General features: G+C 58.8%; 21 protein-coding genes and 1 pseudogene. 9 read left to right on the top strand and 13 right to left on the bottom strand.

The genetic code is table 11. The annotated features are described in order from the left end of the window. The first annotated feature begins 32 nt into the window (after positions 1-32). Positions 33-479 (top strand): phosphate-starvation-inducible PsiE family protein, encoded by a 447-nt coding sequence (locus D5261_RS14235; RefSeq protein WP_119320653.1) that lies wholly within the window; start codon positions 33-35, stop codon positions 477-479. A 5-nt stretch (positions 480-484) separates the two neighbouring features. After that, positions 485-1,129 carry a TMEM175 family protein gene (locus D5261_RS14230; protein ID WP_119320654.1) on the top strand — a complete coding sequence of 215 codons (645 nt, stop codon included), beginning with the start codon at positions 485-487 and terminating at the stop codon, positions 1,127-1,129. Here the strand turns inward: D5261_RS14230 and D5261_RS14225 are convergent. From D5261_RS14225 to D5261_RS14190, 8 genes are all read right to left on the bottom strand, one after another. Next, entirely contained in the window at positions 1,126-1,398 is a 273-nt protein-coding gene (locus D5261_RS14225; RefSeq protein ID WP_119320655.1) for a hypothetical protein, read from the bottom strand. The two genes, D5261_RS14230 and D5261_RS14225, sit on opposite strands and share 4 nt — an antisense overlap. Before the next feature lie 36 nt (positions 1,399-1,434). Continuing rightward, positions 1,435-1,977 (bottom strand): nuclear transport factor 2 family protein, encoded by a 543-nt coding sequence (locus D5261_RS14220; RefSeq protein ID WP_119320656.1) that lies wholly within the window; start codon positions 1,975-1,977, stop codon positions 1,435-1,437. 41 nt (positions 1,978-2,018) lie between these two features. Beyond that, entirely contained in the window at positions 2,019-2,726 is a 708-nt protein-coding gene (locus D5261_RS14215; RefSeq protein ID WP_125205895.1) for a hypothetical protein, read from the bottom strand. 79 nt (positions 2,727-2,805) lie between these two features. Continuing rightward, positions 2,806-3,414 (bottom strand): TetR/AcrR family transcriptional regulator, encoded by a 609-nt coding sequence (locus D5261_RS14210; RefSeq protein ID WP_119320658.1) that lies wholly within the window; start codon positions 3,412-3,414, stop codon positions 2,806-2,808. Positions 3,415-3,618: 204 nt separating this feature from the next. Next, positions 3,619-4,017 (bottom strand): (R)-mandelonitrile lyase, encoded by a 399-nt coding sequence (locus tag D5261_RS14205; RefSeq protein WP_218025545.1) that lies wholly within the window; start codon positions 4,015-4,017, stop codon positions 3,619-3,621. Next, the gene (locus D5261_RS14200) at positions 4,014-4,472 is read right to left on the bottom strand and encodes a tautomerase family protein (RefSeq protein WP_218025546.1); all 459 of its coding nucleotides are present in this window, start codon (positions 4,470-4,472) and stop codon (positions 4,014-4,016) included. The genes D5261_RS14205 and D5261_RS14200 overlap by 4 nt, the downstream gene beginning before the upstream one ends. Further along, positions 4,441-5,007 (bottom strand): DUF4865 family protein, encoded by a 567-nt coding sequence (locus D5261_RS14195; protein WP_165864070.1) that lies wholly within the window; start codon positions 5,005-5,007, stop codon positions 4,441-4,443. The genes D5261_RS14200 and D5261_RS14195 overlap by 32 nt, the downstream gene beginning before the upstream one ends. 109 nt (positions 5,008-5,116) lie before the next feature. After that, entirely contained in the window at positions 5,117-5,764 is a 648-nt protein-coding gene (locus tag D5261_RS14190) for a helix-turn-helix domain-containing protein (protein ID WP_165864071.1), read from the bottom strand. A 371-nt stretch (positions 5,765-6,135) separates the two neighbouring features. Here D5261_RS14190 and D5261_RS14185 point away from each other — a divergent pair, with 371 nt between their 5' ends. After that, positions 6,136-6,975: a PEP-CTERM sorting domain-containing protein gene (locus D5261_RS14185; RefSeq protein WP_119320662.1), complete on the top strand. Its 840-nt coding sequence runs from the start codon at positions 6,136-6,138 to the stop codon at positions 6,973-6,975. 91 nt (positions 6,976-7,066) lie between these two features. Here D5261_RS14185 and D5261_RS14180 read toward each other — a convergent pair whose 3' ends face one another. After that, a complete protein-coding gene (locus tag D5261_RS14180; RefSeq protein ID WP_165864072.1) occupies positions 7,067-8,920 on the bottom strand; it encodes a glycoside hydrolase family 32 protein in 1,854 nt (617 codons plus the stop codon). A 104-nt stretch (positions 8,921-9,024) separates the two neighbouring features. On the opposite strand from D5261_RS14180, the gene D5261_RS14175 reads away from it, so the two are divergent. Continuing rightward, positions 9,025-9,723: a hypothetical protein gene (locus tag D5261_RS14175; protein ID WP_119320664.1), complete on the top strand. Its 699-nt coding sequence runs from the start codon at positions 9,025-9,027 to the stop codon at positions 9,721-9,723. Between the two features lie 54 nt (positions 9,724-9,777). Here D5261_RS14175 and D5261_RS14170 read toward each other — a convergent pair whose 3' ends face one another. The 3 genes and pseudogenes from D5261_RS14170 to D5261_RS33440 form a co-directional block, all read right to left on the bottom strand. Then, positions 9,778-10,095, bottom strand: coding sequence for a hypothetical protein (locus tag D5261_RS14170; protein ID WP_119320665.1), 318 nt, complete (start codon positions 10,093-10,095; stop codon positions 9,778-9,780). Between the two features lie 108 nt (positions 10,096-10,203). Then, on the bottom strand, positions 10,204-12,537 hold the full coding sequence (locus D5261_RS14165) for a HelD family protein (protein WP_119320666.1): 2,334 nt from the start codon (positions 12,535-12,537) through the stop codon (positions 10,204-10,206). A gap of 127 nt (positions 12,538-12,664) precedes the next feature. Then, positions 12,665-12,973: pseudogene (locus D5261_RS33440) on the bottom strand (DUF1016 N-terminal domain-containing protein); the annotation flags it as partial. A 277-nt stretch (positions 12,974-13,250) separates the two neighbouring features. Here D5261_RS33440 and D5261_RS14160 point away from each other — a divergent pair. The 5 genes from D5261_RS14160 to D5261_RS14140 all read left to right on the top strand — a co-directional run bounded on the left by D5261_RS14160 (position 13,251) and on the right by D5261_RS14140 (position 16,336). Next, positions 13,251-14,042, top strand: a complete 792-nt coding sequence (locus tag D5261_RS14160) for a hypothetical protein (protein WP_119320667.1) — start codon at positions 13,251-13,253, stop codon at positions 14,040-14,042. Between the two features lie 15 nt (positions 14,043-14,057). Then, positions 14,058-14,678 carry a hypothetical protein gene (locus D5261_RS14155; RefSeq protein WP_125205896.1) on the top strand — a complete coding sequence of 207 codons (621 nt, stop codon included), beginning with the start codon at positions 14,058-14,060 and terminating at the stop codon, positions 14,676-14,678. Positions 14,679-14,783: 105 nt separating this feature from the next. Continuing rightward, a complete protein-coding gene (locus D5261_RS14150) occupies positions 14,784-15,443 on the top strand; it encodes a macro domain-containing protein (protein WP_119320669.1) in 660 nt (219 codons plus the stop codon). Next, complete coding sequence (locus D5261_RS14145) at positions 15,440-15,952, top strand: GNAT family N-acetyltransferase (RefSeq protein WP_119320670.1); 513 nt, start codon at positions 15,440-15,442, stop codon at positions 15,950-15,952. Before D5261_RS14150 ends, D5261_RS14145 begins: the two co-directional genes overlap by 4 nt. Before the next feature lie 42 nt (positions 15,953-15,994). Then, the gene (locus D5261_RS14140; RefSeq protein ID WP_119320671.1) at positions 15,995-16,336 is read left to right on the top strand and encodes a hypothetical protein; all 342 of its coding nucleotides are present in this window, start codon (positions 15,995-15,997) and stop codon (positions 16,334-16,336) included. Positions 16,337-16,347: 11 nt separating this feature from the next. Here D5261_RS14140 and D5261_RS14135 read toward each other — a convergent pair whose 3' ends face one another. Then, positions 16,348-19,950, bottom strand: coding sequence for a family 78 glycoside hydrolase catalytic domain (locus D5261_RS14135; RefSeq protein ID WP_119320672.1), 3,603 nt, complete (start codon positions 19,948-19,950; stop codon positions 16,348-16,350). Between the last annotated feature and the right edge of the window lie 53 nt (positions 19,951-20,003).

The following is a 20,003-nucleotide window of genomic DNA, read 5'->3' as shown; positions in this document are numbered from 1 at the left end:
TGGACCTAAATTAGAGCTATAATAACCGCAATATGAAACACTTTATCGAGAAGACCGAGAGCATTCTGCTTTGGGTGCTGGCGTTTCTGCTGCTGGCGGCCGTGGTGCTGGGAACAGTCGATTTGATCTTTATCTTCGTCGAAATTCTCCGGCTGCCGCCGGTGATGGTTGTTAAGCCGGAGACGCTGTTTCATATGTTCGGTGAGTTTTTGATCATCTTGATGGGGCTGAAGCTTATCAAGCTGGTGCTGCTCAACATGCCGGGGCATTCGTCCCCCATGACCGCCGTGGTGGAAGTGGCGCTGATCGGCGTGGGCCAGAAGGTGGTGACGATGGATCTGAAGGCGCAGTCGCCCGCGACGCTTGTCGGAGTCGCCGCGCTGATTCTGGCGCTGTCCGTCTCTTATGGCGTGTGTTACTATATCCAGGCGCAGACGAAAGGAAAAACCGCCGCTGCGGCAAGTGACGAAAACCTTTGAATTCTATGCGCCTATTTGATCGATTTCAGCAGGGAAAACTTGAGACAGGACGCATTGAAGCGTTCAGCGACGGCGTTTTCGCCATTGTCGTGACGCTTCTCGTTTTGGAGCTCAAAGTTCCGGAGATGCGCGATACGAATAACGTCGGCGAACTTGGGCATCGTCTGCTGGATCTGCTGCCGAAGTTTCTCAGCTGGATGATCAGTTTCATCATCGTCTGCAAATTCTGGCTGAACCACCACTATCTTCTGGGACTCGCCCGCCATGCGACCTACGGCATGGCGTGGTTAAACTCGCTCTTTCTGATGTTCCAGTCGTTAATTCCCTTCCCGACGGCGCTGCTTGGCGAGCACCCCGGCAATCCGCTCGCGGTGAGCATCTTTGGAATCGTGATGGCGCTGAACACCGTGCTCTTTTTGATCCTGCAAACGTACATTCTGCACAATCTGCTCAAGCCCGAGTTGACGCCGGTCAATGTCACAAATCTGCGCTGGAAGATGGTGATTGGCCCGCTCTTCTATCTCCTCGGCGCGAGCGCCGCGTGTTTCAGCACCCGCGCCGCCTTCGCGCTGTATATGATCACGCCGTTCTTTTTCATCACGCCGCTCACCCGCGCCGTCCGCAAGGACGGCGCGGACATGCTGTCTTAGATTTCTTGATCGTCGAATGGCGCCGCACTGGCGCCGCCGGGATCGATCCGGCGCAGAGTTTCCTCGAGACGGCGGAATCGACGCCCGATGGCTGACGGTGAAATCAGGATCAGTCCCATTCCCAAAAACAACCCTCCGGCGGACCCATAATTCTGGCCGATCAATAATTGATCTCCCGGCCTCAAATCGCAGGTTCCGCGAACCCATTCGGGCAGCGCGACTCGTCCCTCATCGTCGACCGTCATCAGACTCATTTTCGCATTCTTCATGACTTCTGCTTTCGCGGAGCGGCGCCGATCGGCCGGCTACACCACGGGATGCGGCTTCCCGTCGACAACCAGCTTATCACTGAGCAAGCTGAGCGTCCGAAGGCGCCAGCGGCCGTCTATAAGAATCCATATCGCCCGATAGGGCATGCGTTCACTGACAAGATGCGGCAGATTCTTCTTGCCGTAATAGGCGTCCACATCCAGCGCCTTCCGGACGAAGGTATAGATTCCGGTCTCCGTGATTGTGCTCCCCTGACGCCTGAGCCCAGTCGTCTGGAACCGATCTTCGTGAACCTTAACGACTTCATGTGTGGTCAATTCCATTTCTTTCAGGAATTCGCCAAGGTTCAGCGTGTGCCCGGTCGCCGTATGCAGCGTGAAGTCCGGGGCAAGAAATGCTTCGGAAGCATCCTTGATCGGAGGATAGCTCAAACGAGACTCCGCGACTGTGAAACGGCGATAGCTGGCTTGGATCGCCTGACGCGCCGCCGAAACGCCGATAGCGCCTGCGGGTGGGCAGGCCGCCCCCGCCAGCAGCGCGCCAGCGCACGCGATTAACAGAAGTGTCTTTGTATCCATATGTGATTGATCCTTTTTCATACTTCGATATCAGCCCCCGATTAAAAGCGGATTCCCGCATCGAACTTAACTCCCGACAGATTGAACCCGCGAACCTTGCCAATCCCGAGGTATCGCCACTCGACAAACCCGCGCCCGCCGACCGTCGCCCCCAAAAACACGCTGCCGCCCTCAGTAAAACGAAACCGCGAATGAACGTCGTCCTTGGGGACGCACAGGTCAGTCGCCACATAGTCAAGCGTCAGTCCCGCATACGGCAGCAGCGAAGGGCGATGTCCCGGCGCGTATGGGATCAGGGCCCGCCGATATTCGATGCCGACCGGCGCCATAAACGCGTGCGTATCCCCTGATTTCTTGGAGTAGATACTCAGATCGAAACTGAGTTTGCCATGCGACAGCGGCTGCTTCACCGCGCCGATTCCCAGACCGATACTTGTCCAGGCTCCTCCAAACGCGTCCTTCGTCCGGTGGTCCGCCGGCGCGAACGTCCCATAATCCACGCCGATGCGAGGAAAGGAATGATGTTTTTTCGGCTTCGACGCCTCCGGCGTATCCACAGCGCTCGGCATGGTCGCGGCGTCCGAGGAATGCGCCGCGCCATCCAGAGAAGCCGATGGCCCTGGCGGCAAAACAGTCGGAGACAATGGCGCCTTAGGCGGCGGAGAAACATCCTGCGCGAATACCGGCGCAGCGGCAAACGCGAACACGCTGACAAATGAACACAGGTGACCTGTGACAGTAATAGGCATCCAGAAATCCTTTTGTATATGATGTTTTTGTTCTTATTGCAATACAAATGACAGATCGCCGCCCATTGTGGGCGGCGTATTATTGCAGCCGCGCCAGCAGGCCCGCGATCGCGGTTTCCGACGACTGCTTCAGGATTTCCTGGTCTTTGACACGGCCGGCGAGAACCAGTGAGACCGCGCCGTGCATGTGCGCCCAGAGGACGTGCCGAACCGAGCGAATCGCCGCCGCGTCCAGCGTCGGCGCCGGACCGCGCGCGGCTTCGATCACGGCGGCCAAAGTTTCGTTGATTTGTCGGGTCCACAATTTGCGTTTCACCGATTCCCCGTAGATACTCGGCCCCTCGCCATATTGGAACATCAAGCGATAGTGCTGCTTATACTCCATCGCAAAGGCAATATAGGCGTCCGCAATCCTTCGCAAGCGCTCCACGGGCTCGCCTCCGCCGGAGGCGGCCGCCGCCAAGCGCTCCGCCAGCAGCGCGTATCCCTCTTCGGCGAGAGCGTCGAGCAGCTCGCCTTTATCCTTGAAGTGCAGATAAATCGTCGTGGGGGAATAGCGAATCTTTTCGGCGATCCGCCGCATGGAAACCTTCTCCATGTCCTCAGTCGCCAGCAACTCCCGAGACGCGGTGAGGATCGCGCGTCTCAAATTCTCCCGCTCTTCTTCTCTTCGTTCGACAGAAGACATTAACACCACTCTTTTAATTAACAGTGTTAACAAGATACCAGCACGCCGCGCCCGCTGTCAAGAGAGGCAGAATTAATTTTCTCTTAAGAATGAAACGCACTCTGTGATTCGCGCGGCGTGAATGAAGAAATCGCACGATCGTATCGCCCACTCTTATCTTGCAGTGGGCGTCCCGGTAGTCATGAGGGAATCGATCCACTGTGGTTAGACGACATATTCTGCATCACTGACATGCTCCCGCCACTCGATGTAATGGCCGGCCTCGTCCACGCGCTGGATCGCGAGATGAACCATGATCCGATCCGGCGCGGCGCCGTGCCAGTGCTTGACGCCTGCCGCGAAGTAGACGGATTCTCCCGCGTGGATTTCGCGGACCGGCTCTCCCAGGATCTGCGCCCGGCCGACGCCCGACTCCACCACGAGGATTTGTCCGACAGGATGCGTATGCCACGCTGTACGCGCTCCGGGCTCGAATGTCACGCGGAATACGCTGACGCCCATCTCTATCGGAGTGGTGATGACTTCATCCAGCCAGGCCGTTCCCGTAAAGTATTCGGAAGCCCCATGCTTCGTCGCGGGGCTTTGTGTTTGCTTGTCCATCATTGCGGCTTCCCTTTTCCTCGTAACTCTTCGTATGTGCGGGAGGCGAATTGCGCCTCTCCGTTCCCAAACGACCAATCGTCGGCGCCATTTTCGCTCGCAACCACCATCACGTCTTCGCGGCGCACTCCCGGATTCGCCTGCAAGTTCTCCGCGATGCGCCGGTAGAGCGCCTGCTTCTGCTCGGTCGTCCGCCCCGCCAGCATCGTGATCTGGACAATCACAGCGTTCTCCGTGCGGGCAATCCCCAGGTAACTCGGATGCGTGATCAGGCGGCCCTCTTCATGCTCCGAGATGATCTGAAAGCGATCTTCATCCGGGACATGGATTGTCGCGGTCATCGCCTCATGCACGCCGTCCGCGACGGCCTGCACGTAAGCGTCGGATTTTCCTCTTTTGAGTGAAATGCGCACCAGCGGCATGGACTTATTCTCCCAGGGATAAATGTAAGACCTCATATTGCAGAGTCTCCGCCGCATCGGCGATGGCGCTCTGCGGATCGCCGCTCCAAAGCGTGAAGCGCACGAGCTCCCAAGTACGCGGATCAAGCGCGACCACGCGGGCATAGACGCCGGGGACGGCTATGGCCTTTTCCTGCCGCTCCATTTCTGCGGCGCGCAGCGCGGCAAGATCGGAGTGCGGAGCAATGGAGATCGCCTCCCGCGTCGCCGTCACGGGCGCATCGGACGCCTCGCCTCGGCGAAAGGCCATGGGCATCCACATATGGACCGACGGCCAGCCGAAGTCCTGGGTGAGTCCGGCGAACCTGAAGTCGTGCAGGAAATCCAGCGTTCCCACTTCCGAGCGCCAGAGATAAAACGGCGCGTACCGGTTCTCGCGAGCGCCGCCCATGTCGACTTCCGAGATCAAAAAGGCTTTGAATTCAAGATGCGGAGTTCCGTCAAACGAGGGGCCGCGCTTTGCGACCCGATCGCGGACGATCCCCATGTCGTAATCACGCGGCAGCGTGATTGAATACTGCATCGCCAGCATCAGCATACTCCTTGTCTGCGTCTGTGTTGCTGGAAATGATTATGGCCGGGATGGACGGGGGGAGGCTTGGACGATCGTGCGGATTTGAGGAGAAACGTGCGGTAATTCTTTAAATATTGCGGACAAAGCGCGACGGCGTGACGCCGACCAGGCGCTTGAAATGGCGCGCGAGATGGCTTTGATCGGAGAAACCCACGGCGACGGCGGTCTCGCCCACGGAGACGCCCCCGGCGGCCAGCATCTCTTTGGCGCGTTCGACACGTCGTTCGATCAGATGCTGGTGCGGCGAAAGTCCCGTCGACTGCCGAAACAAACGCGCGAAGTAATAGGGGCTGATTCCCGCGACCTCGGCGGCCTGCGCGAGAGTGATCTCCTGATCGAGATGATCCTGCATGAAGTCGAGCACGCGGCGCAGGCGCGACGGCGAGAGGCCGTAAGCCTTGTCCTCTCGCGTAAGGCCGGCCGAGACTCCGTAGCGGCGCAGCAGATGCGCCGCCAGCGCCGTTCCGAGCGCCTCGCCATACCATGGGCCGTTCGGGCAGCCTTGCCGCGCTTCGTCCAGCAGCGCATACCCGATGTGCTCGACTTGAGGGTCCCGCACGCAAAACGCGCTCCGCAAATCCCCGCCGCCGCCTAGATCTTCCCCCACGCTCGCCAGCAGCGAAGGCGCCACAAAGAGATGAAGCCCCTCGCCCGCCTGCTCTTTGCTCCAATGACTCGGACGCGAAGCCGGCGTTAGCACCATATCCCCCGTCATGCGCGTCCCCGCATGCGAACGCCCTTCACATTCATACGTAAGGCGATGCGGAGCCCCGGCATTTATGCACAAGTAATGTTCGCCGATAGCAGGCAGCCACACATTCGCCGCCGGCCGATGCGCTCGGCGGACACGAATTCCACGCCAGGCGGACATAAAATTTAAATTACTTGAAATTAATCTCACAACTTCATTGTACCGATGCCGGCCACAAGAGTCAATTCCCTGTAATTTATACTAAATTTAGAGTGAAAAGAATTAATAGCCCGCTTGTTCGGTGGTATAATAAGGTCGCTATCAGTTGTATGGCGGCCTGCCAGCCGTCGTGAAGCGCCACCGTATCAATTCGACACAATAGACGAGGAATCCTAATGTCGTTACACAACTCAAATCGCCTTATGACATTGGTCGCGGGCGTCTCGGCGGTTTTCGCGTCGTCGGCAGCTGTCCATGCTGCTCCGACATATTTTACCGGAACCACCAATACCGCCAAGAGCAGCACCACCCTTGGAACCGGAGCCACACAGGCTCAGGGCGTCCATGACGCTTTCCTGGCGGACGTCTCGACGCACGGCACCGTTCAGACTTTCACTTTCGAATCGTATGCCGCAGCCAAAACCAACGTCACCACAACCGGCGTTGCGTCTCCCGACTTCAACCTGACCTTCAGCGGCTCGGGCAAGGGCCGCGTGGACTCGGTGAACGCCACACCGTCAAAGGGCGCCCAGACCGTCGGTTTCAACACGACGGCTGGCGGCTCTAAGTCCCTCTACATCGTTCAGGGCAACGGTCAGCCGGAAGCTCTGAACTTCACGTTCACCAAACCGGTCTCCGCGTTCGGCTTCTATGTCACTGGACTTGGAAACACGAAGGTAGGCGCCGCTTATCCGAGCACGCTCACCGCATCGTTCACGGATGGCTCCGGCGCACAATCGATCGTCCTCCATGGATCGAAGCAGGGCGGCGCGGAGTTCTTTGGCTTCACGGACTACGGCCAGAGCATTTCGTCGCTGACGTTCACGGAAGCTGCGTTGACCAAAACGATTGACCAGTTCAGCATCGACGATATCATCACCGTCGAACCGTTCCCGGTTGTCATCCCGCCGGCCGCCGTTCCGGAACCGGGCCAGATCGCGACCCTGATGCTGGGCGCTTTCGGCCTGTTCGTCGCCGGCTTCCGCAAGAGCCGCCGCCAGTCGCTGTCGAACTAATCGACACCACGACCTTAGGCCAACTATTAAACGCCCGTCTTTGAAAGACGGGCGTTTTTTTTGCGTCGGCTATTATCTCATTGCGGGATAATTAATGCTTCCAAACGGAGTTCAATGGAAATACGGAGATTGACGGTAGGCTGACAGTCTCCACGGCAGCCTTCAGCGACAATCCACTGTCGTTGGGCAGGAAGCATGTCGATGTCGAGGCTTCTCCATGATTGGCGTAAACCTCAATCGATGTGCGGTCGATCAAGACCTCGACGAACGTGAGGGCGCCTTGCACCGTTTGGGGAGTCGTTTCGCAGGCAATCGCGTTATGAGTCAGGATCAGCGGGACGCCGCGAACGTTCAGGGTGAGGGCTGCGCCTTCCGGGATCGCGACGTTCATATTGATGTGAAACAGATCGCCTGATGTATGGAGCGGCAGATCTTCACCCGGCTTGAGCGCAAGATTTGTCCATTTGTCTTCGTGCTGATGAAGCGTGGCGATCTCGCGAATCGGCTCGCGGAATAGTCGCGGGCCACTGGGTGTCGTGCGCAGAGTTAGCTCGCGCGGGAACGTCACCTGCTGATTGAAGGGCATGTCGGGATAAACGCCGCCGCGCATCCATGCGGCTTGGATCCGGCGCCCGTCGCCCGTTTCGGTGTTGCCCCAGCTCTGAGTCGCGTAGAAGTTCGGACCGCCATCGGAGTCGAGCTGCGGGGTTTCTTCGTGGAATTCGGATCCGTCGAATTCGCCCACCGAATACTTTCCATTTCCACGGATCAGCACCCATTTCATGCGCGCCTTATCGCCGTCTAACGGCATCTCGAACATATCCGGACATTCAAAGCTGTTGGGAATCGGATGCTTTTCATCCGTCCAATCCAGAAGATTTGGAGAGGTGAAGATGTGGTATTGATCGTTCCCATACATCACCATCACCCACTTATGGGTAGACGCATGCCAGAAGACCATCGGATCGCGCTCCGGCGCGACCAGGACGGGATTCTTGTCGTAGAACTTCCAGGTTCGGCCATGGTCGAGGCTGTAGGTAATGCAATGGCTGCGGTTATCGTTGCGCGACCAGAACGCGACCATCGGCGGCGTGGCCTTGTCCGGCGACAGTCCTGAAGTGTTCGCGTAGTCGACGACACAGTTCCCGGACTGCACTCCGCTGTCCAGATGCTCTTCCCAGAAGGCCGGCTCCAATTCCGTCCAATGGATGAGATCGCGGCTGACCGCATGGACCCAGCACTTGTTCCAGCGCTGCGCGAACAGGTGATACTCGCCGTCGTAATACACAAGACCGTTCAGGTCGTTCAGCCAGCCCTCCTCACGCATGCCGGGATTGAGGCGATCCTCCGTCCACTGACGCGCCGTAAAGTGAAACTGCGGCCGATACGTCTCCTGGTAAAGCGCCTGCGTCGTCACCGGCATCCGCTCCGGCTGATCGGTCTGTAAGATATGATCCACGTTCACATGCCCCCAATCTCCGCTTGCTTCGTCCTCAATCTGCACTTGTGCTTCACGGCCCAGGAACTTCCTCACATCCCAGCTAACGGGCATGAGCCGATCGCTATTCGCCCCGGTCGCGCTGCGCACGACCTTACCATCCACGATCAAGTTCAGACATGCGCTGTGCTCATAACGCCCGCCGCCAATCACAAAGGAAAGATAGCGCCGCGAGATCTTAAACGCCGGCGACGTCAGCGTCCCCGTCGGCCCATCTCCCGCAAGCTCACTGCTCGCCGCCCCATTCCCATGAGCGCCCTGAATCTCCAGCTCCCCGAGGCGCGCCCCCAGCGCCGGGCCGCTCCCAAACGCTGTCCCCGTAGTCGTCCAGCCGCCGAAATCGACACCCTCAAACTCCCCGATCACGATATCCTTATTGGCGGCGGATGCGCCGTGCGCGGACAACAAAACGGTCCCCAAAAGACCGCAGACCCAATAGCTCCTCATTGTCCCGGCCTCGACTTTCCTAAGAATTCCCAGCGACGTCATCATACTCGAACACCGGCGATCTCAGAATATTATACGCTACAATATCTTTGAGCACACTCGACATGAATCCAATCACGAAAACTCAGGAAATGATTCTGGACTGCCTGCGCTTTGTCGCCGAGAGCGATGAGCTTGTGGGCGGTTTCTCCGCACGCATAGGAATGGATCGGGGACTTGTGCGAAATGTGATGGCGCATTGGCCCGCCATCGACAACATTGAGGATCAGAACGTCCTATCCCTCGCGGTAAATAACGCGCTCAATGAAGTCTGCAACGCCGCGTATTTTGATTCCGAGCGCTGGAACACATGGTTCACATATTCCTACCGGGATATGCAGTCGCTGCTGGACGTCTGGGTGAACTCCCTTGACGATTGTCTATTGATCACAATGTCGTCAAATGAAGACTCCGACTTCTGGGATCGCGTCGGCAGCCACCCAGGCAGCTTCTACGATCAGACCACCGATGAACAGCGTTGCAAAATAGACTCTGCCGTAATACTCGCGTCCAAAGTCTCGGCGATGCTTGGAGAAACATACGCGCCGTATCGACCGGGCCGACTACTGATCCGCTACCAGTCGCCCATTCAGCAGCAGACTTACAACATTCGCTTCGGGTATCTCGACAACGCAGAACAAATACTCGCGCATATTGACGAGTGCCGACAATGCCGCCATCTCTATCGAACGCCTATCCAGTCTCGCGAGGTGCTGGAGGCAATGCTGACCGATTGGCCTCCGCGACACGGGCGATGTTCTTAACTCGATCACAATTGGCGGCATCGAGAGACGGCGGAAACAATATAAGAAACTCGTTTAGTGAGGAAGCGGCTTCCCGATTGCTCGGTTGTACTGACGCTCAATGAAAGGCTGGGACGCCGGCGCAAGCTTTACGAGTAGAATCGCCAGCCCTCCGACGATGAAGATGGGAAGGGCAGTCACGGGATACTTGACAATTTGTAACAACTGATACAGCAAAAAAGCAATACAGATTTGCCATGAATGCTGATTGATAAACGCAAACGCCACAAGATACAGACCTGTGATCTTAAGCGCACATATTAGGCACAGCAAATTGATGAAACCTGACGCCGCAAATTTCATCCATGTCCGCTGAAGGGGTGTATTATTCATCCTAATGTCCTCAAAACGGCGATGTACGAAGATGCAATCATTATACAACGCGAGACGGCAATTGCGTAAGCCAGATGAAGAGATGCTATTCTTCTCGTCACTTATGAGCTATTCACGCATGATTTCAAACAGTTCCGTATGCCCGAGCGGCAGCAACGGCGAGGGCGAGCCCTGGTACACGAGATGCAGCGCGTGGAGGGGACGGGTGCAGGCGGTGTAAAGGAGTTTGCGTTCTTCGTCGCGGCCGTAGGTGGCGGCGTCGGTGTCCATGACGATGACGGAGTCGAATTCGAGTCCTTTGGCGAGCTGGACGGAGAGGACGAGGACGCCTTGCGGAAGCTTGTCGAAGTCGCCGGAGAGCAGGGTGGCGTGCAGGGCGACGCCGTATTTTTGATGGAAGGCTTCGGCGGCGCGGCGGGTGCGGCAGAGGATGGCGACGGTCTGCATGCCGGCGGCGGTCAGGGCGGCGATGATCGACTGGAGCGTGGGCAAGGGATCGCTTTCGGACATCAGGGCGTGCAGCTGGGGTTTGGTCCCAGTGCGGCGGACGTTTTCGACGTGGATGTGGTCGCCGAGGATCCGGCCGGCGAAGTCGGTGATTTCCTGGCTCGAACGGTAACTGCGCGTCAGCTCCAGGCGTTTCACGGAGCCGTTGCCATAGACGCTGAGCAGCTTGGCGTAATCGTCCAGGCCCATAAACGGGTTCGCGGCCTGGTTGGTGTCGCCGACAATCGTCATCGAGCAGCCGTCGGGAAGACAGTTGCGCAGGTATTCGTAGTGCAGCGGCGAGTAGTCCTGCGCTTCGTCAACGATGGCGTGTTCGATTCCGCCCATCCCCGGAAAGCCGCGAACGAAGCCGTGCAGCAGCAGCAGCGGCACGAGGTCTTCGTAAGGCAAGCGCTGCTCGGACAGCGCTGTCAGCAGGCCGGCGCGCATCGCTTCGACGCTTTCAGAAGGCAGTTTGCCTAGCTGGACGTTCGCGCGCGCCTGCACCCAGAAATCGCGATACCGGGACAGTGGTCCGACGGATTCCAGACGCGCGATGTGCGCGCGCTGCCGCGTCGCCGCCTCGCGCAGCAGCGCGATATCGCTTTCGATCCGAGCGCGCTGCTCGGGGGTCAGAATACGCTCCAGCGCGCCCGTGTTTTTACGACCGCGCGGCGGCGCGAGCGCTTTGGTCAGGTGCGCGGCCTCTTGCTCAATCGCCTCCACCAAGTCCCGCACACGCGCGACGAGGCTGACGCGGTGGTCACCGGCGCGCTGATGGAACTTGCGCGCCATATCGGCTTTCAGAAACAGAGGCTCGGGCTTGCCGCTTTTGTTAAACGACGTCGTGGACATCACGTTCTCAAACCCGGCGTCGATCTCGGATTCCAGCGACGTCACATACGCCATCACGGCGGCGCGCATCGCCAGCGAGGATTTGTAATACGATCCCTCCTTGCGCGCGGCATACGCGGGATCGTCCTGCGACTCTAAGAAGTATTCGCTGTGATCGTCCTTGGTCTCGATCCGCCACACGGTTCCCAGCGTCTCGCGATTCGCCTGGCAGATCTGCCGCAGCTCCCGTTGCAAGAAGGTTTCGAGAATGACCTGCTGGATCTGGTCTTCCTGAAGATCGGGGAGCACCTGGGCGATATAGCTTGAAAAGACGCCGTTGGGCGAGAAGACCAGCATGCGCTGCGCCGAAATGAACTCATCGCGCTGCGACGGGTTCATCGACCGCTCACGCATCATATAGAGCAGGTACGCCGCCCGGTGCAGCGCGACGACGGTTTTACCGCTGCCCGCCGGTCCCTGCACCGCCAGCACCTCCGCCGCCGTTCGGATAATCGCGTCCTGCTCGCCCTGGATGCTTTGCACGATCTGGCGCATCTGGCCCGTCGTGTTGCGGCTAAGCAGGCCAAGCAGCATCTCATCGCCCTCTTCGTCCTCATGCCCAAGCTTGGCGCCCCGGTCGTTGTAGACGTTGACTAGCGCGCCTTCCTTGATCTCATAGCGCCGCTTCAGATCGATCCGCCCATTGAGCTGTCCGGCCGGAGCGCGGTACGACGCCGGCCCGACCCCATAACGATAGTAGACGCTGCTGACCGGCGCACGCCAATCGTACACAAGGAACGCGTTCTTCTCATCATACAAAGTCGCCTTGCCGATATAAAACGTCTCCAGCGGCGCGCCCGCCTCATTCTCCTGAAAATCGAACCGTCCAAAGTACGGCTCATTCTTCTGATCCTGAAGCACCCGCGCCGCCTTCTGCGCCAGCTTCAGCTCCCACGCATTCCCCTGCGCCGCATTCACATCCTCCGACGAAAACGACTGCCGCGACGCTCCCGCAATCTGCGCCGCCCGGCGCTCCGCCTGCGCCTCGATACTTGTGCGCACGTGCGTCAAATACTCTTGCTCCGCGAGCACCTCGGGAATAACTTCAGTTTCTGTGTTCATAGTTCGAATTGCTTATTTCTTGCCGCCACTTATTATCCCGCGTCACGATCTTCCAGCATGCGTCGCCGCGTCGTTTCAATCGATTCATGTAGCTTCGCTTGAAGTATGTCGCGCGGCCGGAGCACCGTCAGATATTCGGCGATTCGTTATAAAAATCACGCTTTAGGGAGTCGTCAATATACATCAGCGTCTTGATATGTGTCCACGCCAATTCCCTCCGCACTGCGGAGAGAATTTTTTCGTCCAGAAAAATGTCCGCAACGCGAAGACAATGCTGCAATTGTTTCTCACCCCAGCCTCTGCCATATTCTATTGTCAGTTGCTGAGAAAGACTGAGGACAATCTGTTTGCCATAGTTTGCCCGCTTTCCTCGCAAGATTTCCGTACGGATACACCGTCCCACATTCCAGTAGAGAAGGGTTAATTCGGCATTGACTGCATTGACTGCAACCGCCGTCTAGCGACGGGCGTCCAAGATCAATTGGCGTATTTCGCTCAATAATGCGCTGTTTGATGACGGCTGAACACCCATATCGATAAACTCTCGCAATTCCTACGCTTTCCTTACGTGCAAACACTTGCGGCGAAAGGACGAAGAGTATTATAACACAGGAACGCAAGCGGCTTCGGTTCCGACAAGTTGTGTTACAATGAGAGTCGATCAGACCAAGTATGCTTGTCCTATTCCAACACTCTACGCCAGGAGACATTGCATGTCGCCACACACTGTTCACACGCTGATTAGCATCGTATTCCTTGCCATCCTCATCGGCGTTCCGTACATCGGAGGGCCGATCCTCATTAAGAACAAGCAAACCATCGCGCGGCATCCCGCGCAAAATCGGTTTGACCCGGCGACGCTGGATCCGCAGGTTGCGCCCTTTTTCTATCATGCGGTGCAGGCTCTTGTCACATGCGGCTTCACCGTCATCGATTATGTGACGAAGCCGAACGAGACGCAGAACGTCACTCCGTGTGTCGTCTATTTGGTCAACCGCGCCAATGGGGATATGGCGAGCATCGCCTGCTTCTTCGTCAACATCAACGGCGAGGTCAAGATACAAAACAACAGTATCTTCTTCACAACGGATTATGCGAACGGCGAAGTCGTCTCCAGCTGCATCCTGCCCCCGAACTCCGCGGGCTCATGCTACAAATATCGCCCCTATGTCCACAGCTGGCGCTCCTTTGACGATGTGGACGCTCCCGAGCTGTACAAACGCCACCGATTTCTCATCCAGAAATACGCGCCGCAAAGCCCGGTCGTCGCCCCGGAGACCGGCCGCGAAATGGAGGCGTTCGACCGCTCCAATGTGGATGTCCACGCATATCAAGTGAAAAAGGGCCTGATGTGGGTCGACACCGCGCGCGACGTCTACGCGCCGACATGGTTCGGCGCCTTTTACATGACCTGGGCCCTGCTCTGGCCCTGCAAGCAGCTCCGACTCGCCCACTCGCAAATGAAGGCGCGGCGAGAGCTGGCGGACTACCGGCGCGCGATTTGATCAAATAAGGCACTCATGAACCGCCCGTCGCGTAAGACAGCGCCAATCACGCCCCTCGTTCCTGAGATTATGATGGAGCTGCCGCTGCTGCATCAGCTTCGGTTGTTTGTGGAAGACGGCGCGGACCAATCCGATCTTTTCGATCACATAGATAAGCACATGCGTCAGCAAGATCAAGACGGCGGATTTCGTATGCTGGCCGCACTTTATCTCCGCTGGGCGTTCTTTCTCTCAATTAAGGACACGCTCGCCTTGCTTGGTCCTGTGGACCAGCCCACGCCATTCGGACAAAGCCCCATGGACGCGATCCATGAGACCTACGAGTGCTGGAGCGGTTCGGAGCGGCGTTCCGCTGAGATCGCTTTGTGGGACACGACCATCCACGCCATCGAAAGCGCGGCAAAGCAGTCACTCGGTGATTTACGCCAACATCGGTCCAGCTGGGGATCGTCCGTTTCAGACGATCGGCGACACGCTCACTCCATCTATCGATTTCAGGACGCGTCCGTATGGACAGTTCTGTACCTTTTGAATTCCGCGACCCATTGGGATTTTGCTGGATTACTGCCAGGCGAGATTAGAATGGGGAACATCATCTGCCCCATTTGCGCATCCTCGGCAACGCTTGGAGATTGAAACGACGCGGAGATCGACCATCATCAGTCTTCAAGTTACCTATGTGTAAATAAAACACGAACATCGGGGTATACTGGAATTGTCCCGTACCCGAGAGGAGCTCCAGTGTCCAGCACCGATTTCCAACCTCATATTATCCTTACCGCCCTCGACGCCGGGCTCGAAGACGCCTGGCGTCTGCATTGCGGCGATTTTCCGAATGTAACCATCCATCGCGGCTCGATCTTCGATATTTCGTGTGACGCCCTTGTGAGTCCGGCAAATAGCTTCGGTTTCATGGACGGCGGGATCGACATGCGTTATACCGAGCGATTCGGCTGGGAAGTGCAAAATCGCCTTCAGGAAGCGATTGTGACGCGGCATTATGGCGAGCTGCTGGTCGGCGCCGCCGAGATTGTCGAGACGGAAGATTTGCGATTCCCCTATATCATCGCCGCGCCGACGATGCGCGTGCCGATGGTGCTGGGATATACCGTCAATCCCTATCTTGCCGCGCGGGCCGTGCTTTTGCTGATCAAGCACGGCCGTTTTTCGGACGGCGAGCATGCGGGCGAACGGATCGCGGATTATGTCCAATCCGTCGCGTTTCCCGGGCTCGGCACGGGCGTCGGCCGCGTCGGCCCGAATACATGCGCGCATCAGGTGAGTCGGGCGCTTGAGGAAGTCGTCGGCGAAGGCGTCGCGTTCCCTACGTCATGGGTGGAGGCCGTCCAGCGGCATAAGACCAATTATATGGATTTCATTGGCGAAGTCGAGGCGGGATGACGAACAGCGCGACCATTACCCATCGGGGATTGCATCCGAAGGAAGCGGCCACGCTGCATGAGGAGCTGAAGTCGACGCCGAATATCCTCGGCTTCACCATCCGCGAACTGCTGCGCCTGCGCGACGTACAGGTCGCCGAAGTCGAAGGCGCATTCGCCGGCGCGGCGCTCACCATGGACTTGCCGTTTGGCTGGACGGAGATCGCCGCCGTGTACGTCCTCCCGGATTATCGGGGATCGGGTCTGGGCGCAAGCCTTTTGCGCGCGGCGTGGGACCGGGCAGTCTCGCGCGAACGGCATCTCTATATGCTCAGCCGCAATGCGCAGATCGTGGAGTGGATGCGCGGGCAAGGGATGACCATCGGCTGTCCTATGTTCGCTCCGTTCGCCGTGCAAATATGGATGCCGATTTACATGACGAGCTGGCACCGCCACAAAGAAGCATGGCGCAAATCGAAAGAGATCAGCAAGTGTCCAAGGATGGTTCAGGGGATCAAGAAGCACACTTAGAAAACAACAGATTTACAATATTGCAAAAGAGAGTACGCGCAAATGCCGTTTCCACGCAAATTCCAAAGTCTGCTTGAAATCGAGCGCGGCGATGTGACGATTCCCGATTACGTCTGGCTCGTCTACGCCGTGTGCGCCGTCACTAAGGATAGCTGCGGCTGGGGAGGATGGATGGTCGAAAGCGCGTTTCAGAACGACGGCGGTCAATCGACCAGCACAGGAGATATCCTCTTACCCACGATGGACGAACAGCGCTGCCCGATCTGCGGACGCGAAACCTTCCGCACCGGAGCCAGTGTGCGAATGGCTCCCACACAAGACCAGAGGCTTCCGAGGAAACCGGGCGTGGATTATGCAGTCGCCCCAATAGAGTACGATGAGTAACCGTTTTTTCCTCATACCGCCGCGAATTGATATGCCCCAGCCTCCACTCGGTAGACATTGCTCTGCGCCTCCCGGCGCAGCAGTTGTACGCCGGGCGCGTCGGTGATCGCTTTGCCGCCTTCTGTGATCTTTGCGCCGGCGTCGGCGGGGATGTAGACGGTGGCGGTCATGTTGGCGGGGATCGTGACGTTTAGAGTGAACTGGGTCTCACTGCGTTTCCAGTCCACCGTGACGGGGCCGCGCAGGGATTCGTAGGAGGCTTTGCACCAGTTGACTTCGGCGCAGGGACGAGGGCGAATCACGATGGCTTGGTATCCGGGCTGGGCTTCGTCCGGGGCGATGCCCGCGATGTGACGCCAGAACCATTCGCCGATGGCGCTGTGGGTCCAGTGGTTGAGGGAGAGAACCGTAGTGTTGGCGGTGAAGCTTTCCCAGAGAGTGGTCCCGTCTCCCTGCACCATGTAGCCCCAGGAGGGAACCGTGGTTAAGGTGAGCATCCGGGCGGCGACATCGTGCAGGCCGTTTTCGGTCAGGGCCTTGAGCATTTCGACGCTGCTCCAGAAGCCCGTCGTGGGATGCCCGCCGTCGCGCTCGATAACTTGGGCCAGGCGCGCGGCGGCGCGGGCGCGCAGCGGAGCGTCCAGCAGACCGAAATCCAGCGCCAGCGCATAACTGCCTTGGACGTCGCCGGGATTGGCGCCCTCGGTTTTCTCGCCGTAGGTCGCGTGGACGATTTCGAGAGACTGTCCGCCGCCGCTGAGCTCCACAACCGCGTCTTCCGGGAAGTTCTTCGTTTCGCGGCGATCTCCGATTTGGTAAGTCAGGGTCAATTCTTTCACGACGTTCGGGGCGGGGTCGCCGCCGAGCGCGGTGTTGGTTACCGGGAATGATAGGCTCGAATTCTTCACGAGAGCTCGGATCGCCGCAGTGACATTACTGGACCGGCTGGGTATCCGAATGACGCCCTCGGGGGTGACGAAACGATCGGTGAAGGCCGTCTTGATCCCCTGGAACAAAGTTCGGTAGCGCGCGGCGTCGGCCTTATGGCCCAGAACTTGCGCCATGCGCGCGACGAGATCGGCGTCGTGCCCGAAGAACGCCGTGGCTCCGATATCGTTAGGCGTAGCTGGCCCGCCGCTCAGCCAGTCCCCCCAGTTCATTCCGCGCTCTCTGGACCAGATCAGATCGGGGTTATTTCTATGGATGAAGTCCACCCAGCGGCAGGCCGACCGGTAGTGGTCCGAGAGGATGCGGGTGTCGCCGGTATTGAGATATAAATCCCAGGGCAGAGACACCCCGGCGTCCGCCCAGCCGGGGGAGCCGATGCAGATATCGGTATCGCGCAGATGCGCGCGCGGGCAGATATCCGTGAAGCGGCCCTCGTCGGATTGGCTCGCGCGCAAATCGGCGCAGTACTTCTCGAAGAACGCGGCGCTGTCGAAATGGAACAGAGCCGTTTGAACGCACGGACGGATGTCTCCCGTCCAGCCCAGTCGCTCACTGCGGCCGGCGCAGCCGTTGGGAACGTCGAACATCATGTTCTGCTGTGTCCAGCGCGACGCCGACATCAGTTTGTTGTAGAGCGTGTTCGAGCATTCGATGTGACCGGCTTGCTTGGCGTCCGCCCGCAGGTGCACCCCGACCAGCGTATCCAGCGTCGCGGGCTGCGTCAGTCCCGTAACCTCGACAAAACGAAACCCATGATAGGTGAAGTGCGGCTCGAACACACGCGGTCCCTTGCCGTCCAGAATATACTCTTCCTGGGCGGCCGTTCCCAGCAGATTATTGCGGTCGAGGGTCCCATCGGCGTACCGCATCTCGGTGTGCTTCAGGGTAATGCGCGTTCCCGCCGGGCCGTCCGCGTTCAGGCGGCAGTATCCGGCGAACTCCTGGCCCATATCGAAAATGGTCTTTCCCGGCGCGACCTGCGCGAGGCGGACCGGCTTCAGTTCCTGCATTCGGCGCACCGGCTGAGCGCGCGCCCACACGATCGGCGTATTTCCGCGTGGAATCACGGCGACGCCCTTCCACGCGGCGGCGTCAAAGTTCGGTTTGTCCCAGCCCGGCATCTCCCGGCGGCAGTCGTACCCTTCCCCATCCAATATGTCGGACCAGCGGATCGGCCCCTCAAGCATCGTCGTCCAGTTCGCATCGCTGCCAACGGTCTCACGCCGGCCATCGGCGTACTCGATCTCCAATTGCGCGAGCAGCTGGGGGAAGTAGCCATACATATACTCGTTGTCGTTGAGGTTCATATGTCCCGCATACCAGCCATAGCTGAGCAAGGCTCCCAGGACATTCGCGCCCGATTGCAAGGATGGGGTGACATCGTAAGCCCGGTACTCCAGCCGCTGGTCGTATTCCGTATATCCGGGCTCCAGCAGATCCTCGGTGACGCGCTGTCCGTTCAGGCTCGCCGCGTAAAAGCCGCGCGCCGTACAGTACAGTGTCGCCATCTTCACCTGGCCTTGCACCTGAAACTCACGCCGCAGCATGGGGACACGCGACACGGAATCCAGGCCGCCCATTCGCGGCGAGAGCACGGCGGGCGTGGCGCTGTACGCGATGTGCGCCTGAGGATCGGTCAGGAACCTGGCGGACCACTGATCCGTCTCCACCGAATCGGACGCCTTCGCCGCCGCGCCGACGGCGATGTCCGTGTCCCCATCAAAGACCTGAAACCGTCCCAGTCCCAGCACATAATCATCGCCGTCCCAGAGCGCGAGGCGACGGACGGTGAGGCGGACATATCGGCCGGACGTTTTTGGGAATTGGTAGCGCTCGGGATCGGAAAAGCCGGGATGCGGAGGCCGCACGTTCCTCGCGGTCCGATCCACGATTATCTTAGCCCCGTCAAAGTTCGGCGAGTCGGAAACCTCAATCTGAAATCGCACGGGATACCAGACGGTGGCGATATCCCCATGGGTCCCGTCCGGCTTGGCGGGCCTCAGACACGCGCCGTCAAACGTCTTCAATGCTCCCAGATCCAGCACGATCCATTTCACGACGTCCGGGGAATGCGCGATCTCGCTGCGATAGCAATGGATGGGCGTGCGCGGACGGTTCGCAGGATCGGCGAGCGCGGCGTCCGAAATCCAATCCGCCTTCCAGTCCGACCCATTCAGCAGCCCCATCGTCCATAAGGCGGCCTCACTCCACGGCGTCGCTTCGCCGTTCTGATCCCAAACGCGCGCCTTCCAATAGCAGCGCGTGCGCGACGTCAGCGGCTTTCCCGCATACGCCAAGCCCGAAGACCAATCGCTTTTCACTCGGCCGCTGTCCCAGAGATCGCCGCGTCCCTGCGCCAGAAGCTCCGGCGACGTCGCCGCCAGCACCTGAAACGCCGTCTGCCGCGCGCCGCGCGCACCGCCGCCCTCGATCGTCCAGCTCAGCCGGGGCCGCCGGGCGTCCACCCCCAGCGGATCCACCCGATACTCACAGCGCAAATTTCGGAGCGACATCGAAACGCCTGGAACGCCCCGCGCGCCGGAATTCGCCGCATTTGTCGCGGCCCCCGCCGGATTCGCCAGCGCCGCTCCGACTAGCGTAACGGCCTGCCGCCGCGTCATCCGCAGGACGCCGCCCCGCGCTCCTGCTTCCGTGTTATCATTCATGCAAGTATTCCTATATTTTCGAACCAAAATTCGGATTTAATCTGGATTTATTT

This window comes from Capsulimonas corticalis, from assembly GCF_003574315.2.
Classification (GTDB): Bacteria; Armatimonadota; Armatimonadia; order Armatimonadales; family Capsulimonadaceae; genus Capsulimonas; species Capsulimonas corticalis.
This window is presented reverse-complemented; position numbering and strand designations above follow the sequence as displayed.

What these genes read in the sequence shown, in the direction of transcription:
- D5261_RS14235 (WP_119320653.1), top strand. Translation starts at nt 33, where the DNA reads ATGAAACACTTTATCGAGAAGACCGAGAGCATTCTGCTTTGGGTGCTG.
- D5261_RS14230 (WP_119320654.1), top strand. Translation starts at nt 485, where the DNA reads ATGCGCCTATTTGATCGATTTCAGCAGGGAAAACTTGAGACAGGACGC.
- D5261_RS14225 (WP_119320655.1), bottom strand. Translation starts at nt 1,398, where the DNA reads ATGAAGAATGCGAAAATGAGTCTGATGACGGTCGACGATGAGGGACGA.
- D5261_RS14220 (WP_119320656.1), bottom strand. Translation starts at nt 1,977, where the DNA reads ATGGATACAAAGACACTTCTGTTAATCGCGTGCGCTGGCGCGCTGCTG.
- D5261_RS14215 (WP_125205895.1), bottom strand. Translation starts at nt 2,726, where the DNA reads ATGCCTATTACTGTCACAGGTCACCTGTGTTCATTTGTCAGCGTGTTC.
- D5261_RS14210 (WP_119320658.1), bottom strand. Translation starts at nt 3,414, where the DNA reads ATGTCTTCTGTCGAACGAAGAGAAGAAGAGCGGGAGAATTTGAGACGC.
- D5261_RS14205 (WP_218025545.1), bottom strand. Translation starts at nt 4,017, where the DNA reads ATGATGGACAAGCAAACACAAAGCCCCGCGACGAAGCATGGGGCTTCC.
- D5261_RS14200 (WP_218025546.1), bottom strand. Translation starts at nt 4,472, where the DNA reads ATGAGGTCTTACATTTATCCCTGGGAGAATAAGTCCATGCCGCTGGTG.
- D5261_RS14195 (WP_165864070.1), bottom strand. Translation starts at nt 5,007, where the DNA reads ATGCTGGCGATGCAGTATTCAATCACGCTGCCGCGTGATTACGACATG.
- D5261_RS14190 (WP_165864071.1), bottom strand. Translation starts at nt 5,764, where the DNA reads ATGACGGGGGATATGGTGCTAACGCCGGCTTCGCGTCCGAGTCATTGG.
- D5261_RS14185 (WP_119320662.1), top strand. Translation starts at nt 6,136, where the DNA reads ATGTCGTTACACAACTCAAATCGCCTTATGACATTGGTCGCGGGCGTC.
- D5261_RS14180 (WP_165864072.1), bottom strand. Translation starts at nt 8,920, where the DNA reads ATGAGGAGCTATTGGGTCTGCGGTCTTTTGGGGACCGTTTTGTTGTCC.
- D5261_RS14175 (WP_119320664.1), top strand. Translation starts at nt 9,025, where the DNA reads ATGAATCCAATCACGAAAACTCAGGAAATGATTCTGGACTGCCTGCGC.
- D5261_RS14170 (WP_119320665.1), bottom strand. Translation starts at nt 10,095, where the DNA reads ATGAATAATACACCCCTTCAGCGGACATGGATGAAATTTGCGGCGTCA.
- D5261_RS14165 (WP_119320666.1), bottom strand. Translation starts at nt 12,537, where the DNA reads ATGAACACAGAAACTGAAGTTATTCCCGAGGTGCTCGCGGAGCAAGAG.
- D5261_RS14160 (WP_119320667.1), top strand. Translation starts at nt 13,251, where the DNA reads ATGTCGCCACACACTGTTCACACGCTGATTAGCATCGTATTCCTTGCC.
- D5261_RS14155 (WP_125205896.1), top strand. Translation starts at nt 14,058, where the DNA reads ATGAACCGCCCGTCGCGTAAGACAGCGCCAATCACGCCCCTCGTTCCT.
- D5261_RS14145 (WP_119320670.1), top strand. Translation starts at nt 15,440, where the DNA reads ATGACGAACAGCGCGACCATTACCCATCGGGGATTGCATCCGAAGGAA.
- D5261_RS14140 (WP_119320671.1), top strand. Translation starts at nt 15,995, where the DNA reads ATGCCGTTTCCACGCAAATTCCAAAGTCTGCTTGAAATCGAGCGCGGC.
- D5261_RS14135 (WP_119320672.1), bottom strand. Translation starts at nt 19,950, where the DNA reads ATGAATGATAACACGGAAGCAGGAGCGCGGGGCGGCGTCCTGCGGATG.